The organism is Arenimonas sp. MALMAid1274, from assembly GCF_049195245.1.
Taxonomy (GTDB): domain Bacteria; phylum Pseudomonadota; class Gammaproteobacteria; order Xanthomonadales; family Xanthomonadaceae; genus Arenimonas.
This window is the reverse complement of record NZ_JBMIRR010000028.1, coordinates 121,419-136,290: the sequence shown is the minus strand read 5'-3', so window position 1 is coordinate 136,290 and position 14,872 is coordinate 121,419. Positions and strand designations below refer to the sequence as shown.

12 protein-coding genes and 2 tRNA genes are annotated in these 14,872 nt (G+C 67.3%); 5 read left to right on the top strand and 9 right to left on the bottom strand.

Annotated features, from left to right (window positions below; translation table 11 throughout):
• Positions 1–16: 16 nt before the first annotated feature.
• A complete protein-coding gene (gene thrS, locus ACOQFR_RS15430) occupies positions 17–1,924 on the bottom strand; it encodes a threonine--tRNA ligase (RefSeq protein WP_421383553.1) in 1,908 nt (635 codons plus the stop codon).
• 230 nt (positions 1,925–2,154) lie between these two features.
• On the opposite strand from thrS, the gene ACOQFR_RS15425 reads away from it, so the two are divergent.
• A complete protein-coding gene (locus tag ACOQFR_RS15425; RefSeq protein WP_421383551.1) occupies positions 2,155–3,090 on the top strand; it encodes an aminotransferase class IV in 936 nt (311 codons plus the stop codon).
• Positions 3,087–3,821 (top strand): hypothetical protein, encoded by a 735-nt coding sequence (locus ACOQFR_RS15420; protein WP_421383549.1) that lies wholly within the window; start codon positions 3,087–3,089, stop codon positions 3,819–3,821. Before ACOQFR_RS15425 ends, ACOQFR_RS15420 begins: the two co-directional genes overlap by 4 nt.
• A 65-nt stretch (positions 3,822–3,886) precedes the next feature.
• Here the strand turns inward: ACOQFR_RS15420 and ACOQFR_RS15415 are convergent.
• Positions 3,887–3,961, bottom strand: a tRNA-Val gene (locus ACOQFR_RS15415).
• A gap of 74 nt (positions 3,962–4,035) precedes the next feature.
• Entirely contained in the window at positions 4,036–6,051 is a 2,016-nt protein-coding gene (gene uvrB / locus ACOQFR_RS15410) for an excinuclease ABC subunit UvrB (RefSeq protein WP_421383547.1), read from the bottom strand.
• A gap of 160 nt (positions 6,052–6,211) precedes the next feature.
• Here uvrB and ACOQFR_RS15405 point away from each other — a divergent pair, with 160 nt between their 5' ends.
• Both ACOQFR_RS15405 and ACOQFR_RS15400 read left to right on the top strand, forming a co-directional pair.
• A complete protein-coding gene (locus ACOQFR_RS15405) occupies positions 6,212–6,745 on the top strand; it encodes a GspH/FimT family pseudopilin (protein WP_421383545.1) in 534 nt (177 codons plus the stop codon).
• Between the two features lie 36 nt (positions 6,746–6,781).
• Positions 6,782–6,858, top strand: a tRNA-Asn gene (locus tag ACOQFR_RS15400).
• Between the two features lie 60 nt (positions 6,859–6,918).
• Here ACOQFR_RS15400 and ACOQFR_RS15395 read toward each other — a convergent pair.
• Genes ACOQFR_RS15395 through ACOQFR_RS15370 form a run of 6 tightly spaced genes read right to left on the bottom strand, consistent with a single transcriptional unit; the run spans position 6,919 to position 13,677 of the window.
• Positions 6,919–7,386, bottom strand: coding sequence for a type IV pilin protein (locus tag ACOQFR_RS15395; RefSeq protein ID WP_421383543.1), 468 nt, complete (start codon positions 7,384–7,386; stop codon positions 6,919–6,921).
• Positions 7,387–7,389: 3 nt separating this feature from the next.
• Positions 7,390–11,061 carry a PilC/PilY family type IV pilus protein gene (locus ACOQFR_RS15390; protein ID WP_421383541.1) on the bottom strand — a complete coding sequence of 1,224 codons (3,672 nt, stop codon included), beginning with the start codon at positions 11,059–11,061 and terminating at the stop codon, positions 7,390–7,392.
• Positions 11,062–11,078: 17 nt separating this feature from the next.
• Positions 11,079–11,639, bottom strand: a complete 561-nt coding sequence (locus tag ACOQFR_RS15385; protein ID WP_421383539.1) for a pilus assembly PilX family protein — start codon at positions 11,637–11,639, stop codon at positions 11,079–11,081.
• On the bottom strand, positions 11,636–12,571 hold the full coding sequence (locus ACOQFR_RS15380) for a prepilin-type N-terminal cleavage/methylation domain-containing protein (RefSeq protein WP_421383537.1): 936 nt from the start codon (positions 12,569–12,571) through the stop codon (positions 11,636–11,638). The genes ACOQFR_RS15385 and ACOQFR_RS15380 overlap by 4 nt, the downstream gene beginning before the upstream one ends.
• Positions 12,568–13,002 carry a type IV pilus modification protein PilV gene (pilV, locus tag ACOQFR_RS15375; RefSeq protein WP_421383535.1) on the bottom strand — a complete coding sequence of 145 codons (435 nt, stop codon included), beginning with the start codon at positions 13,000–13,002 and terminating at the stop codon, positions 12,568–12,570. Before pilV ends, ACOQFR_RS15380 begins: the two co-directional genes overlap by 4 nt.
• A 33-nt stretch (positions 13,003–13,035) precedes the next feature.
• Positions 13,036–13,677, bottom strand: coding sequence for a GspH/FimT family pseudopilin (locus ACOQFR_RS15370; RefSeq protein ID WP_421383533.1), 642 nt, complete (start codon positions 13,675–13,677; stop codon positions 13,036–13,038).
• A gap of 162 nt (positions 13,678–13,839) precedes the next feature.
• Between ACOQFR_RS15370 and ACOQFR_RS15365 the strand changes: the two genes are divergently transcribed.
• Entirely contained in the window at positions 13,840–14,868 is a 1,029-nt protein-coding gene (locus tag ACOQFR_RS15365) for a sensor histidine kinase (protein ID WP_421383531.1), read from the top strand.
• The last annotated feature ends 4 nt before the right edge of the window (positions 14,869–14,872 follow it).

The following is a 14,872-nucleotide window of genomic DNA, read 5'->3' as shown; positions in this document are numbered from 1 at the left end:
GATCCGGCCGCCGTGCTCAGGCGACCGGGCCATTCTCCGCGCGCAGCTTGTCGAGGAAGGCCTCGACCGGCATCGACCCCAGGTCCTCCCCGGACCGCGTGCGCACCGCAATCATCCCATTTTCCTTCTCGCGGTCGCCAACCACCAGCAGGTACGGGACTTTTTGCAGCGTGTGCTCGCGGATCTTATAGCCGATCTTCTCGTTCCGCAAATCCGACGCCACCCGGAAGCCTTGATTCGCAAGGGTTTTCCGGACCGACTCGACCCAGTCGGCCTGGGCGTCGGTGATGTTCATCACCACCGCCTGGACCGGGGCCAGCCAGGCCGGGAAGGCGCCGGCGTGGTTTTCGATCAGGATGCCGATGAAACGCTCCATCGAACCGACGATGGCCCGGTGCAGCATGACCGGGTGGCGCTTGGTGGAGCTTTCGTCCACGTACTCGGCGCCCAGGCGGGACGGCATCATGAAGTCCACCTGCATGGTGCCCAGCTGCCAGGTGCGGCCGATGGCGTCCTTGAGGTGGTACTCGATCTTGGGGCCGTAGAAGGCGCCCTCGCCCGTCAGCTCCTGCCATTCCACCCCGCAGGCGCCCAGGGCCGAGCGCAGGGCCGCTTCGGCCCGGTCCCAGGTGGCGTCGTCGCCCAGGCGCGATTCCGGGCGCAGGGCGATCTTGATCTGGATGTCGCTGAAGCCGAAGTCGGCGTACACCGCCAGCGCCTGCCGGTGGAAGGCGGTGACCTCGGCCTCGATCTGGGCCTCGGTGCAGAAGATGTGGCCGTCGTCCTGGGTGAAGCCGCGCACGCGCAGGATGCCGTGCAGCGCGCCGGTGGGCTCGTTGCGGTGGCAGGCGCCGAACTCGCCGTAGCGGATCGGCAGGTCGCGGTAGCTGTGCAGGCCCTGGTTGAAGACCTGCACGTGGCCCGGGCAGTTCATCGGCTTGAGCGCATAAGTGCGCTTCTCCGACTCGGTGAAGAACATGTTGTCCTTGTAATTGTCCCAGTGCCCGGACTGCTTCCACAGCGACACGTCCAGGATCTGCGGGCAACGCACTTCCTGGTAGCCGGACGTGCGGTAGACGCGGCGCATGTACTGCTCCACCACCTGCCAAAGCTGCCAGCCCTTGGGATGCCAGAACACCAGGCCCGGCGCCTCTTCCTGCAGGTGGAAGAGTTCCTGCTGCTTGCCGATGCGGCGGTGGTCGCGCTTTTCGGCTTCCTCGACGCGGGTGATGTAGGCCTCGAGCTGCTTCTTGTCGGCCCAGGCGGTGCCGTAGATACGCTGCAGCTGCTCGTTCTTGGAGTCGCCGCGCCAGTAGGCGCCGGACACGCGGGTGAGCTTGAAGGCCTTGAGGAAACGCGTGTTGGGCACGTGCGGGCCGCGGCACATGTCCACGTATTCCTCGTGGTAGTACAGGCCCATGGCCTGCTCGTCGGGCATGTCCTCGACCAGGCGCAGCTTGTAGTCCTCGCCGCGGGCGGTGAACACCGCGATCACCTCGTCGCGCGGGGTGACCTTCTTGATGACGTCGTAGTCCTTCGCGATGAGTTCGGCCATGCGCTTTTCTATCGCGGCCAGGTCGTCGGGGGTGAAGGGCTTTTCGTTCCAGATGTCGTAGTAGAAACCCTCGGCGATGACCGGACCGATCACCATCTTGGCCCCCGGGAACAGCTGCTTCACCGCGTGGCCCACCAGGTGCGCGCAGGAGTGGCGGATGATCTCGACGCCCTCCTCGTCCTTGGGCGTGATGATCTGCAGGCGGGCGTCGTGGTCGATGCGGTCGCTGGCGTCGACCAGGCGGCCGTCCACCTTGCCGGCGACGGTGGCCTTGGCCAGGCCGGGGCCGATGGACTGGGCGATTTCCATCACCGACACGGGATGGTCGAACTGGCGTTGGCTGCCGTCGGGGAGCGTGATGTTGATCATGGGTTCTTCTGGCAATAAAAAAGGGCGCCAGGCGCCCTTCATGGATGCGGGACCTGGGGGACGCGATCAGTGGCGGGCAGTAGTGCTCATGTCGCACGCTCGGCGCCGGTTTCCCGGGGCCACCTTGATGGTTGGTCCAGGCCACCAAGGTAGGCGCGTGGGCCCTGAAAGTCAATGAATTCAGGCGTTTCCGGCTAGACTCGGGGCGAGGCCCACCCGGAAACCAGACCATGGCGCAGAGCATCCACGACTTCCACGACGATCCGCGCAACGCCCACATCCGGATATGGATCAACGGGCAGCTCAAGCCGCGGGCCGAGGCCACGGTATCGGTGTTCGACAGCGGCTTCGTGCTGGGGGATGGCGTGTGGGAAGGCCTGCGGGTGGTGTCGGGGCAGCCGGTGTTCCTGGACGAACACCTGGACCGGCTTTTCGAGGGCGCCAAGGCGATCGCCATGGACATCGGCCTGGACCGCGCCGGCCTGGAGCGCGCCATCCGCGAGACCCTGGCCGCCAACGACATGCACGACGGCGTGCACCTGCGGCTGATGGTGACCCGCGGCGTGAAGCGCACGCCCTACCAGGACCCGCGGGTGACGGTGGGGCCGGCCACGGTGGTGATCATCCCCGAGTTCAAGATGGCCAAGCCCGAGACCCTGGCCACCGGCCTGACGCTGTTCACCGTGCACGTGCGCCGGGGCTACCCGGACGTGCAGGACCCCAAGCTCAACAGCCACAGCAAGCTCAACTGCATCACGGCCTGCGTGCAGGCCTACACGGCCGGCGCCGACGAGGCGCTGATGCTGGACCCGCACGGCTTCGTCGCCACCTGCAATTCCACCCACTTCTTCATCGTGCGCAAGGGCGAGGTGTGGACGTCCACCGGCGATTACTGCCTGGGCGGCATCACCCGCGCCAACGTGCTGCGGGTCTGCCGCGAGGCGGGCATCCCCTGCTTCGAGAAGAACTTTACCCTGGCGCAGGCGTATTCGGCCGAGGAGGCCTTCACCACCGGCACCTTCGCCGGCGTGGTGCCGGTGAAGTCCATCGACGGCCGCGTGATCGGCGACGGAACACCCGGGCCGATGGTGGCCCGGCTGCAGGGCCTGTACCGGGAGCTGGTGCAGCGGGACGTGATGCTGCGCGGCGCGGAGCGGCTGGCATGAGCGGCCTGCGGATCGCGATGTGGAGCGGCCCGCGCAACATCTCCACGGCGATGATGCGGGCCTGGGAAAACCGGCCCGACTGCGTGGTGAGCGACGAGCCGCTGTACGCGGCCTACCTGGCGGCGACCGGGCTGGACCATCCCGGCCGCGACGAGGTGATCGCCGACGGCGAGACCGACTGGCGGCGCGTCGCCCGCGCACTGACGGGCCCGATCCCGGGCGACCGGCCGGTCTGGTACCAGAAGCACATGAGCCACCACCTGCTGCCGGACATGGCCATGGACTGGGTGTTCGCTCTGACCAACGTGATGCTGATCCGCGATCCGTCCGAAGTGGTCGCGTCCTACCTGAAGTCGCGCGCCACGGTCACGCCCGAGGACATCGGGCTGCCGCAGCAGGGCCGCCTGTTCGACCTGCTGGCCGAGCACAACGGCGAGGCGCCGATGGTGATCGACGCCGGCGACTTCCTGCAGGCCCCTGAAGCCCACCTGCGGGCGCTGTGCGCGCGGCTGGGCATCGAATTCACCCCGCGGATGCTGGCCTGGCCGGCCGGCCCGCGGGACAGCGACGGCATCTGGGCGCCGCACTGGTACGACGCGGTGTGGAAGTCCACGGGTTTCGAGCCCTGGCGGGCGCGGGAGACGGCGCTTTCCGGCCCGGCACGGGCCGTGGCCGAGGCCTGCCGGCCGGTCTACGAGCGCCTGCGCGGGCACCGCATGGCCGTGGCCTGAAAAGCAGAACGGCCAGGCATGAGGCCTGGCCGTTGCGTCCATCGGTCACTTCCGTTGGCCGGAAGTGGTGGGCGGTACAGGGTTCGAACCTGTGACCCCTACCATGTCAAGGTAATGCTCTACCGCTGAGCTAACCGCCCACGATGGCCGGGAAGTATAACAAGCGGGCCCCGGCAGGCCAAGCCCGACGGGCGGCCCGGCGCCCTGCCCGGCCTCAGGCCATCAGGCCCTGGGTGCGCAGGCGGTGGATCTCGTCGCGGATCCGGGCCGCGTCCTCGAACTCCAGGTCCTGGGCGTGGCGGTGCATGCGGGTCTCGAGCTGCTTGAGGCGAGCGGCCAGCTGGCCCGGGTCCATCAGGGCGTAGTCGGTCTTGTCTTCGGCCACCTTGCGGGACTTGCCGCGGCCCTTGGCCTCCTCGGGCTCGGCGCGTGCGCCCTCCATCACGTCCATCACCGCGCGCACGATGCTGGTCGGGGTGATGCCGTGCTCGAGGTTGTAGTCGACCTGGCGCTGGCGGCGGCGGTCGGTCTCGTCGATGGCGGCCTTCATCGAATTGGTGATGCGGTCGGCATAGAGGATGGCCTTGCCGCGCACGTTGCGGGCGGCGCGGCCGATCGTCTGGATCAGCGAGCCGGTGGAGCGCAGGAAGCCCTCCTTGTCGGCGTCCAGGATCGCGACCAGCGAGACCTCGGGCATGTCCAGGCCCTCGCGCAGCAGGTTGATGCCCACCAGCACGTCGAACACGCCCAGGCGCAGGTCGCGGATGATCTCGACCCGCTCCACCGTGTCCACGTCCGAGTGCAGGTAGCGCACCTTGACCTCGTGCTCGGCCAGGTAGTCGGTGAGGTTCTCGGCCATCTTCTTGGTGAGCGTGGTGATCAGCACGCGGTCGCCCAGCTTCACGCGCTCGGTGATCTCCGACAGCACGTCGTCCACCTGCGTGGCAACCGGGCGGATCTCCACTTCGGGGTCGATCAGGCCGGTGGGGCGGACCAGCAGCTCGACCACCTGGTCGCCGGACTTGCCCAGTTCGTACTTTCCGGGCGTGGCCGAGACGTAGATGCTGCGCGGCGCGCGGCGCTCCCACTCCTCGAACTTCAGCGGCCGGTTGTCCAGCGCCGAGGGCAGCCGGAAGCCGAATTCGACCAGGGTTTCCTTGCGCGAGCGGTCGCCCTTGTACATGGCGCCCAGCTGCGGAATGGTCACGTGCGACTCGTCCACCACCAGCAGCGAGTCCGGCGGCAGGTAGTCGAACAGGCAGGGCGGCGGCTCGCCCGGCATCTGGCCGGTCAGGTGCCGGCTGTAGTTCTCGATGCCGTTGCAGAAGCCGACCTCGGCCATCATCTCGATGTCGTACATGGTGCGCTGCTGCAGGCGCTGGGCCTCGAGCAGCTTGTTGGCCTTGTACAGCTCCTCCATGCGCGCGCTGAACTCGACCTTGATGGTCTCGATCGCGTCGAGCACGGTGCGCCGCGTGGTGACGTAGTGCGACTTCGGGTACAGGGTGTAGCGCTGCAGCTTGCGGGTGATGTGGCCGGTCAGCGGGTCGAACTGGGCGATGTTCTCGATTTCGCCGTCGAACAGCTCGATCCGCAGCGCCTCGATCTCGGACTCGGCCGGGTGCACGTCGATCACCTCGCCGCGCACGCGGAAGGCGCCGCGCACCAGTTCGGTCTCGTTGCGGCTGTACTGCATCTCGGTGAGGCGGCGGATCAGCTCGCGCTGGTCGATCTTGTCGCCCTTGACCAGGTGCAGGACCATCCGGAAGTACTCGTTCGGGTCGCCCAGGCCGTAGATGGCCGAAACGCTGGCCACGACGATCGAATCGCGGCGCTCGAGCAGGGCCTTGGTCGCCGACAGGCGCATCTGCTCGATGTGCTCGTTGATGTTGCTGTCCTTCTCGATGAAGGTGTCGGTGCTCGGGATGTAGGCCTCGGGCTGGTAGTAGTCGTAGTAGCTGACGAAGTACTCGACCGAGTTGTTCGGGAAGAAGGACTTGAACTCGCCGTACAGCTGCGCCGCCAGGGTCTTGTTCGGCGCCAGCACCAGGGTGGGCTTCTGCACGGCCTGGATGACGTTGGCGATGGTGTAGGTCTTGCCCGAGCCGGTGACGCCCAGCAGGGTCTGCTGCGCCAGGCCGGCCTCGAAGCCGGCGATCAGCTTTTCGATCGCCTGCGGCTGTTCGCCGGCGGGCTGGTAGGGGGGGACGAGTTCGAAGCGTTCGGACACGGGGGACGTCCTCGCGGGGCAATCAGGGAGTATAGCCAGCGGAGGGGAGCCCTCCTGACGGCGCGCTGCGCCGGACTCCTACATGGGGTCGCCCGCTTGCCGGATTCAAGGGTGCGCGGGCGCGGACCAGACTGGGGTTCACCCCCCAGCGGAGCCGACGATGCGCCTGCCCAGGCACGGATACTCACTGCCCGAACTGGCCGCCGTACTGGCCGTGATGGGCGTGCTGCTGGCCCTGGGCCTGCCCTCGTTCATGCAGCTGAAGAACCAGATGCAGACCCAGGCCGCCAGCCACGAGCTCAGCGCCAGCCTGGTGACGGCGCGGCTGAATGCCGTGCAGCGGGGCTTTCCGGTCAGCATCTGCCCCGCCGACCCGCTGGGGCGCTGTCGCGAGGATGGCATCTGGGACACCGGCTGGCTGGTGTTTCTCGACGAGGCGCGGGCCCGTCAGCCGCTGGACCCGGGGCAGATCCTGCAGCACGTGATGCCTGCTGCCGGCGTGCGTATCCGAAGCGTCCAGGCGCGCAGCCTGCTGCGCTACCTGCCCGACGGCCGCGCCTCGGGCAGCAACCTGACGCTGCGGATCTGCAGCGGTGACCGCCGGGTGGAAGGACGCCGGATCATCGTCAGCAACGCCGGCAGGCCGCGGATGGAACGGATGGCCCCGGACCACCCGGAGTGCCTCGGCGCTTGACGCCCCGGCGTCAGCCGCTAAAATACGCGACTCCCTGCCCGAATAGCTCAGCCGGTTAGAGCACTTGACTGTTAATCAGGGGGTCGTTGGTTCGAGTCCAACTTCGGGCGCCAGCTTCAAATGAAAAGGCCTGCGGATTCCGCAGGCCTTTTTGTTGCGTGGTCCACCGAGGCTTACCAGCAGTCGGCAACCGTGCCGGTGCCCGACTCCGACTTGATGCCCGCCTGGTTGATGCCCAGCGTGCCGCACTTCGTATCCTTAATGGCCTGCTGGCTGCCGGGGTTCGGTGTGGCGTTGAGAGTATAGGTTGTTGCGGTGGGAACGCCGTTGAGCGCAATCGTGTAGAACTGCGCCAATTCATTGCGGCAGCTGAGGGCAGGCACGTTCCCGCCCACATAGGTCAGCGTCGTCGTGTAGTAGCGCTCCATGAACTGTGCGGCTTCAATCAGGCAGGAGGCTCCCGCCTTCCTGCGCGATTCAATCACGTTGTTCTGGTAGCTGGCGTACGAGATGCCCGCGAGGATGCCGATGATCAGCAATACGATCATCAGCTCGAGCAGCGTGAAGCCCCTTGCAACCACACGCCTGGTTGCACCCGGACTACGGCCCGCAAAGGCAGGAGCGTGTCGTTTGGTCTGCATGCGTCAATCTCCAATCACTTCGCGCCAGGACTTTCGTCCGTAGATTTCCGACAGGTCGACCGGCACCCGGCCGCGCTGGGCATTCGAGCCGCCCACCATCAGCAGGTTACCCGAGATCACCGAGTCGCCCACCATGTCCACGCCGGCGTCATAGGAACCAACGCCCACCAGTACGCCGCCGCCGATGTCGATGGTGTCGTCACTGAAGGCGCCGTCGTTGTCGGCATCGAAGAATGGCGTGGCCACGCTGGAGCCGGAGAAGGCGTTGAGGGCGTTGACGAAGCCGCTGCCACCGCTCTCGCACGCTTCGCCTCGGGGCGTGATGCTCGACGAAATCAGCGTCGTACCCACCAGGCTGTTGGCGCCGATCATTCGCTCACCCTCGGCCGTACCCGGGGCGGGCGGCGTGACGAGGTCGATGTACCAGCCCTTCACCGTGGCGTTGAGCGCGCTGTTGGCCTCGAAGGCACGAACGCGGCGACCATTGATGGTGGCCACGGCCGCGATACGGCGCTGCTGCAGCTGACCGCGGCCGGTGATTGCCGTGCCGTCATCGATAAGTCCATACCAGGTCTGGACGTCGGTGTTGGGCGTGCCGTCGGAGCGGGCCAGATCATCCGCGTTCATGTAACGGCCGGTGCCGATGAACACCCAGGTCTTGTAGGTCAGCGGATCGATGCCGACGGCCGGCGTGCCCGAAATCGGCTGCCGCTTGCTGGCCGAATCCACCGCCGTGAACATGATCCGGCGCTTGTCAGCGTCATCCCAGGTGGCCGGGGTGGTCGCCGTCAGGTCGAACTTCCAGACGTTGCCACGCAGGTCGCCGCCGTAGACGTAGTCGATGGTCTTGTTGCCGTCCACGTCGAAACCGCGAATGCCGGACAGGCCGTTGGGCGCCGTCGCCCCGCCCCAGCCCGTGCCCGTGCCGGTATCGATCTCCGCAAGCACCGCGCCGGTGGCGGCATTGAGCACATAGAGCACCGCGGTGTCGCCGGTGCTGTTGGGCCCGTTCGCCACGATCACGCCGACGTCGCCGTTGTTGAGGCGGGTGATGAGCGGAGTGCTGAGTACCATGCCCATCTTGTCGTGATTGACCGGGTCATGGTCCCAGAGCACGTCGCCGTTGCCGAAGGAGCTGGGGTCGGTGACGTCCAGGGCGTACACACCCTTGCCGCCGCGGCCCAGGCTGCCCACCAGATAGTTGGTGCCGGGGATGTCCTCGAGCGCAGACACCGCGATCGGGCCATCGACGAAGTAGGCATGGCCATAGTTGATGCTGGACATGCTCTCGAGGCTGGCAAGGTCGATATTGCCCGGCACGTAGGCGAACTGCTCTTCACCGGTGCTGGCGTCGAAGGCGTGCATCATGCCGTCATTGGCGCCGACGTACACCGTGTCGGTGTCTTCAACGTAGACGGGCGAACTGTGGATGATGTCGCCCAGGACATTGAGCCGGTCACGGAAGTTGCCGCCATTGTTCTGCGCAGCCTCCAGCGTCCGAACGCCGCGGATGTAGTCGGACACGCCGGCGATGGGCGAATTGAGCGCCGCGGCCTGCGCCGGGGACGGGAAGTTGGTGCCGCCCGATCCATTCCACGTGATGATGGTGCGTGCGCCAGGCGCCGGGATCTCCTCGGTAGCCACCCAGCTCGGGGTTTCCGAGATCGTGGTGCCGGAGACGGGATACGCCGCCAGCTCGCCGATCCAGCGGCCGCTGACATAGCGCGCCTGGAACAGCCGGGTCTCGGACGTCAGCGACGTGCTGTTGGCGGCCACGTTCGAGCTCGACGCCGTGCGCTCGACCACCGTGGCCAGCGCGTTGCGGATGGCGGCTGCGAAGGCATTGGGGTCGGTGGCGGCCACGAAGGAGCCGCGCGAATTGACCGCGGCGTGCCAGAGGTCGTCGATCTTGTCCGGATCCTCGTCGTTGCCCTCGTTCACTGCACCCCAGTTCAGGGTACCGGCGGTGATCGCCGGAAGGTCGGTGGACGAGTCGAGCGTGCCCTTGAGGCCGAGCGAGATGCCGAAGGTGACCATGTGCTGCCAGAACGCCGGATTGGCCGACGAGCTGGGCACATTGTTGTCCAGGCCGGTGGCGCCATCCGGTCGCAGGTCGGTCTTCCAGTAGTGCATCGCGACGTCGGCGAGGGTGCCCTGCTGGCTGAACTCGTAGGGGCGGGCCGGCGTATAGGTATAGGTCGCGCCAAGCTCACCGTTGATGGTTGTGCCAGCGTCCTCGTCACCGCTCATCGATGTGAAGTTACTCGAGGCGATGTCGTCGTTGTTGTTCCAGTAGCCGTCGGTGGTGAGGATGGAGAAGTTCTGGCGGCAGGCCAGCTGGGTGGTGCCGGTGCCGGCATAGGGACCGGTGTTGCCCGTTTCACGGTAGTACTCGCCCACGCGGCGGAGGGCGGTACGCAGGGGCGTAAAGCCGTTGGCCGTCATGCCAAACACCGTGTCGAAGAACGCCGCACGGTTGTTGCTCACCGGGGCCGTGGTCTTGTTGCGGAAGAGGCCGCCATCGCTGCCCACCGGAATGCGGCTGTTGATGCTGCTCAGGCCCGCGATACCGACGCGGAAATCCTCGCCGAGGTCGGAGAAGGCGTAGCTCACGCCCGCCTTGGCGGCCTTCATGCGGGTGCGGTGGTAGGAGAACCAGGTGGCGAAGTTCTGGCGCTCGGCCGCCTCGCTGCGACCGGTCGGGGTCGTGTAGGTGCAGTTGCGCCAGCCCCAGCCGGTGAGCGAAGTGGCGCAGCCCGCGCTGGCCTCGCCGGTGGCCGGGTCGCCCGTCGTGATCTGGACGACCAGCTGCACGTTGGCGAAGCCATCGTTGTTGTTGTTGTCCGCGGCGCGCACACCGACGTACCAGGTGCCGGTGTTTGGATTGTTGACCGAGCGGCTCTCGTTGCTCGAGTTGCCGTTGTTGATGAAGTCGTAGGTACCCGTGGTCGGTGCATTGTTGCGACGCAGGTACAGATTGGCGTTGGCATCACTGCCCGAAAGCGTGACGGTCATGTTGGTGGTGTTGGCCGGCACGACGAAACTGATGTTGCCGGGCGCGGTGGCACCGGTGCCGCCGCCGACCCAGTTATTGCGGTTGGCGGACAGCCCGGAAAGGTTGACCAGGACTTCCGTCGTGGTGCTCACCTCCTGCCGCTCGCTGCGCACCACCCGGCCATTGGTCAGGATCTGGTAGCGGTAGTACTGGGTGCCGTCCGTCAGGTCGGTCGCACCCGGCTTGGGCACGTAGTAGGTCTGGACGCTGTCCTGAAGATTCAGGTTGCCGCTGGCCAGTTCCAGGCTGTCGTAGGCGGCGTTGTAGGACGGCGTCGGCAGCGGCGTGCCGTAGTCGCGGCGCCACGGGGCATACGTCGCATTGGGGTTGTAGTACAGCGTGTTGCGCAGGTAGAGCCGTGCCGAGAGGTCGTTGGTGGTCAGTCCGCCGCCGCTGATCGAGATCGTATTGTCAATCAGGTTGGTGTCCTCCATCGAGCCGGAGGTGTCCAGGATGAACATGATGTTCGGCGGAACGTTGCCACCGACCTGCAGCGGAGCATTGGGAATGTCGATCGCGGCCTGCACCGGCAGCGCGAACAGGGTCGCGAAGGCGGCAGCCAGGACCGCCGGCGCGTGCAGGCCGCTGCGGGACGAAGGACGATCGTACTGGGTGTTCATGGTTTTACTCCGTCCGCTCAAGGCGTGCTAACGGTGGTCTGCAAGGTAACCTGGGCACGACCGGCAGCAGCGCTGCGGGCGGTGACCCGGAATCGGGGCGTGAGGCAAAGGGCGTTGACCGGAATCTCTCGTTCGCAGGCAAACCAGTTCGGCCCGGGTCCCAGCGGCTCGACCAGGAACTGCGGCGTCGTGGTGATGGCCGCAAGTGCGCCCGCACCGTCGTTGTCGACGTTGACGTCCACCGTGGCATTTCGCCAGGCCGAGGCCGCGGAGATCCAGTACTCCTGGTCCGTATCGGCGACGTTGGTGCGGCGCGGACACAGGCCAGCCACGCAGTTGCCCGAGGTCGGGAAGGCGGGGTTCGTGGCCACCAGCGCTTCGGCCTCGCGCAGCGCGGCCTCCGCCGCCTGGAAACCGATACCGCGGTCGTACACGCTTGAGCTCATCCGCTCTTCCATCAGCGAGCCGCGCAGGCTGGCCAGGCCGAGCAGGGTCATGACCAGCAGCAGGATCAGCACGATCAGCAGCGCGACGCCCTTCTGGCGACCTGGCCGGGACACGGGATTAGGCTTGTTCATGCGTTTCGGTTCCGCAGGGTGACCACGTGTTCGAGCTGGCGGCGCAGCGCCTGCCCATCGGTGCCGTCGGCTTCGGCGCCGACCAGCGAGATGCGCACCAGCACCGCCTGCACTTCCGGCCAGCGCGCGGCCACCGCCGCGTTGTTGGCAGGCTGGTAGGCATTGGCGCCGGGCAGCAGGTACAGGATTTCCATGTCCTGCACGCCCTCCACCACCTCTTCCTGCACCGCTGCGCCGGTGCGCAACGAGGTACGGAAAAGGGAGTTGCCACCGCGGCCATTGGCTGCCACGAACCAGCGGCTGGCCATGAGGCGCGACACCATCGCGTTGTCGGTGTAGGTGAACGCGGTACCGTTGATTCCCAGGTTGGCCGGATGGACGATGTCAACACCGGAGACCGTCGCGGGGAAGATGCTGACCAGCCGGTTGTCGCAGACCATCAGCAGGTCGTTGGTGACAAAACCGTGCGCCGCGTTGTTCACGCGCAGGGTATTGGAGCCCAGCGTATGGTTGCTGACGAGCACGCCCGCTCCGGAGGCACCAATGACCTCCACGGCGTCGGTGCCGGCCAGCGTCCCGGGAAGCGCGCCGTTCTCGTATCCGATGACGCCGCGGCTCACCGCCGCGCGGTCCCAGTTGCTCCACCAGTTGGTGGTGTAGTTGGTGACGCGGTTGGTGACCTGGAGTTCGTTGGAGCAGGGGTTGCCGCTGCCCTCGCGAAGGTCACGGGCCATCAGCTCGAATGCGATCCGGGCGCTTTCCTGCACGCGCGAAAGGCTTTCCGTCGTACGGTGCGTGCGTGCGTTGGAGATGAACATTCCGATCGCGGCGGCACTGACCAACAGGCCCAGCAAAAGCGCGATCATCAGCTCGATCAGGCTGAAGCCGGACTGGCTGCGGGCGCGAAGCCTGTTGCGGGAGGCGGGATTCATATGCGGCTCCGGGTCTTGAGTTCCTGCGCGTCGATGCCACCAGTGCTGCGCGTGTCATTCCAGCGCACGGTGATCTCGCAGACATTGGCGGCGCAGGCAATGCCGCCACACGCCGACGCGCCCATGGTGGTCTGCAGCGAGGTGATCCAGGCGTTCTGGTCGAAATTGACGAGGCTGCCGGCGGCGGCCGGCGCCACGCAGGTGACCGGCAGGTTGTAGCCGTTGGCGCGCGCGACCAACACGTTGGAGCGCATCGCGTCGAGGATGGCGTAGCTCTGCACCACCGCCTGGCTGCGCTCGAGCGAACCCTGGCTGTTGCGGAGGGAGGTGGCCTGCATCGCGGCAACGCCCAGCATGCCGATGGCGAGGATGAGTACGGCGATCAGCACTTCCAGCAGGGTGGCGCCCCGGTGGCGGGATCGGCGATTCATGGGGTGGAAGACCCGGGTCATGGCGGAAGGTCCTTACGGATTGGCCGGGGCCGCGCAGGCACCGGAGGTGATGACGGCGGTGGAACGCACCACCACCAGGCGGCTGCCCTGGGTGATGGTCAGGTCACGGGCATTGTCGGAGGGCGTGGTTTCCGGAACACAGACCCGCAGGCGCGCGGCCAGCAAGGCGCCGGCCGGCGTTCGCGCAAGGCCATCCGGCCGGAACACCACCCGGTTGCTGGCACCGGAAATGGCCGGGCTGGACACCAGCGTGGCCGGGGCATTCATGGGCACGGCCCGAAGCACCAGCTCGCCAGCGGTGACCGCACCGTCGCGGTTGGTGTCCACGAAGGCCACCCAGCCATCCCAATTGCCTGCGGCGGTCGTGCAGGTCGGGGCGGCGGCATTCGGGTTCTGGGAGCGACATACGACCGTACGCGCATTGCGACGGATGGCCTCCATGCGCGCCAGCTGCATCGTCGCCAGCAGCTCGTTGGCAGGATTGGTGATCCGGGAGCTGTTGACCACGAAGCGGAAGCTGGGGAACGCAACTGCCAGCAGCACGCCAAGAATGATCAGGACCACCAGCAACTCCAGCAGGTTGAAGCCCGCCTGGCGCCGGAGGCGCGGCCCGGCCTGGGCGCTGCGTCCTTTGCGGTCGGATGTCGTCGTCATTGCCTACCCCTACATGTCTGCCATCGCACCCTAGCCCCGTCCCGTCCGCCCCGCCAGCGCCGACCGACGGGCGGCCCGTCCAAGGTCCCGGGCGGCCGGGCCCGGTATCGCAGGCCTCGCACACGCGGCATCATGGTCGCCACCCCGCCTCCCCGAGTCCGCGTGGCCCCGCCCAGGTCCCAACCCAATCCGCTGGAAGTGCTCTGGCAGGGCCCCGCGATCGTGGCGGTGGTGCTGGCGGGTGAGGCCGTGGCCGTGCTGCTGGCCCTGGCGCCCGGCTTCGACGGCGACCGGATCACCTACTTCGGGCTGGCCTCGCTGCTGATCCAGTGGATCACGATGCTGACCCTCGGCGGCCTCTACCTGCTGCGTGACTCCCTGTCCCGGCTCACCGGGCCGCGGGTGGCGTGGATGGCGCTGGGCCTGCTGATGCTGAGCACCTGGCTCACCGGGGCCGCCACCTGGCTGCTGCTGGGTGAACTGATGCCGATGGCCGGCCGCGGCTGGCTGGACTTCCTGCTGCGGCTGAGCCTGATGGCGCTCACCATCGGCCTGCTGGGCCTGGCCGCCTACCAGAACCACCTGCGCGCCCGGCGCCTGGCCGTGCTGGCCAAGCAGGCGGAACTGGAGGCCCTGCAGGCGCGGATCCGTCCACACTTCCTGTTCAACACGCTCAACACCGGGGCGGCGCTGGTGCACGCGCGGCCCGGCGAGGCCGAGCGCCTGCTGCTGGACCTGGCCGACCTGTTCCGCGCGGCCCTGTCGGGGCCGCGGGAAATCCCGCTGGCCGACGAACTGGCCCTCGCCCGGCGCTACCTCGAGATCGAATCGCTGCGCTTCGGCGACCGGCTGCGGCTGAGCTGGGACCTGCCCGACCAGCTTCCGCCCGTGCAGGTGCCGACCCTGTCGATCCAGCCGCTGGTGGAAAACGCCATCCGCCACGGCGTGGAGCCGTCCGCCGACGGCAATGACGTGCTGGTGCGGGTGGAACTGGACCGTGCCTCGGTGCGGGTCATCGTCAGCAACGGCCTGCCCCGCTCCGGCGGCCAGCCGGCCAGCGGACACCAGGTGGGCCTGATCTCCGCGCGTGAGCGCATCATCGCGCTCAGCCAGGGCCGCGGCCGGCTGGACACCGAGATAGTGGATGGCCGCTACGTCGCCACCATCCACCTGCCGCTCGATGCGGCCTGAGCGG

Bases quoted from the DNA above. Each gene is read 5' to 3' on its own strand.
- thrS (WP_421383553.1), bottom strand. From the start codon at position 1,924: ATGATCAACATCACGCTCCCCGACGGCAGCCAACGCCAGTTCGACCAT.
- ACOQFR_RS15425 (WP_421383551.1), top strand. From the start codon at position 2,155: ATGGCGCAGAGCATCCACGACTTCCACGACGATCCGCGCAACGCCCAC.
- ACOQFR_RS15420 (WP_421383549.1), top strand. From the start codon at position 3,087: ATGAGCGGCCTGCGGATCGCGATGTGGAGCGGCCCGCGCAACATCTCC.
- ACOQFR_RS15405 (WP_421383545.1), top strand. From the start codon at position 6,212: ATGCGCCTGCCCAGGCACGGATACTCACTGCCCGAACTGGCCGCCGTA.
- ACOQFR_RS15395 (WP_421383543.1), bottom strand. From the start codon at position 7,386: ATGCAGACCAAACGACACGCTCCTGCCTTTGCGGGCCGTAGTCCGGGT.
- ACOQFR_RS15390 (WP_421383541.1), bottom strand. From the start codon at position 11,061: ATGAACACCCAGTACGATCGTCCTTCGTCCCGCAGCGGCCTGCACGCG.
- ACOQFR_RS15385 (WP_421383539.1), bottom strand. From the start codon at position 11,639: ATGAACAAGCCTAATCCCGTGTCCCGGCCAGGTCGCCAGAAGGGCGTC.
- ACOQFR_RS15380 (WP_421383537.1), bottom strand. From the start codon at position 12,571: ATGAATCCCGCCTCCCGCAACAGGCTTCGCGCCCGCAGCCAGTCCGGC.
- pilV (WP_421383535.1), bottom strand. From the start codon at position 13,002: ATGAATCGCCGATCCCGCCACCGGGGCGCCACCCTGCTGGAAGTGCTG.
- ACOQFR_RS15370 (WP_421383533.1), bottom strand. From the start codon at position 13,677: ATGACGACGACATCCGACCGCAAAGGACGCAGCGCCCAGGCCGGGCCG.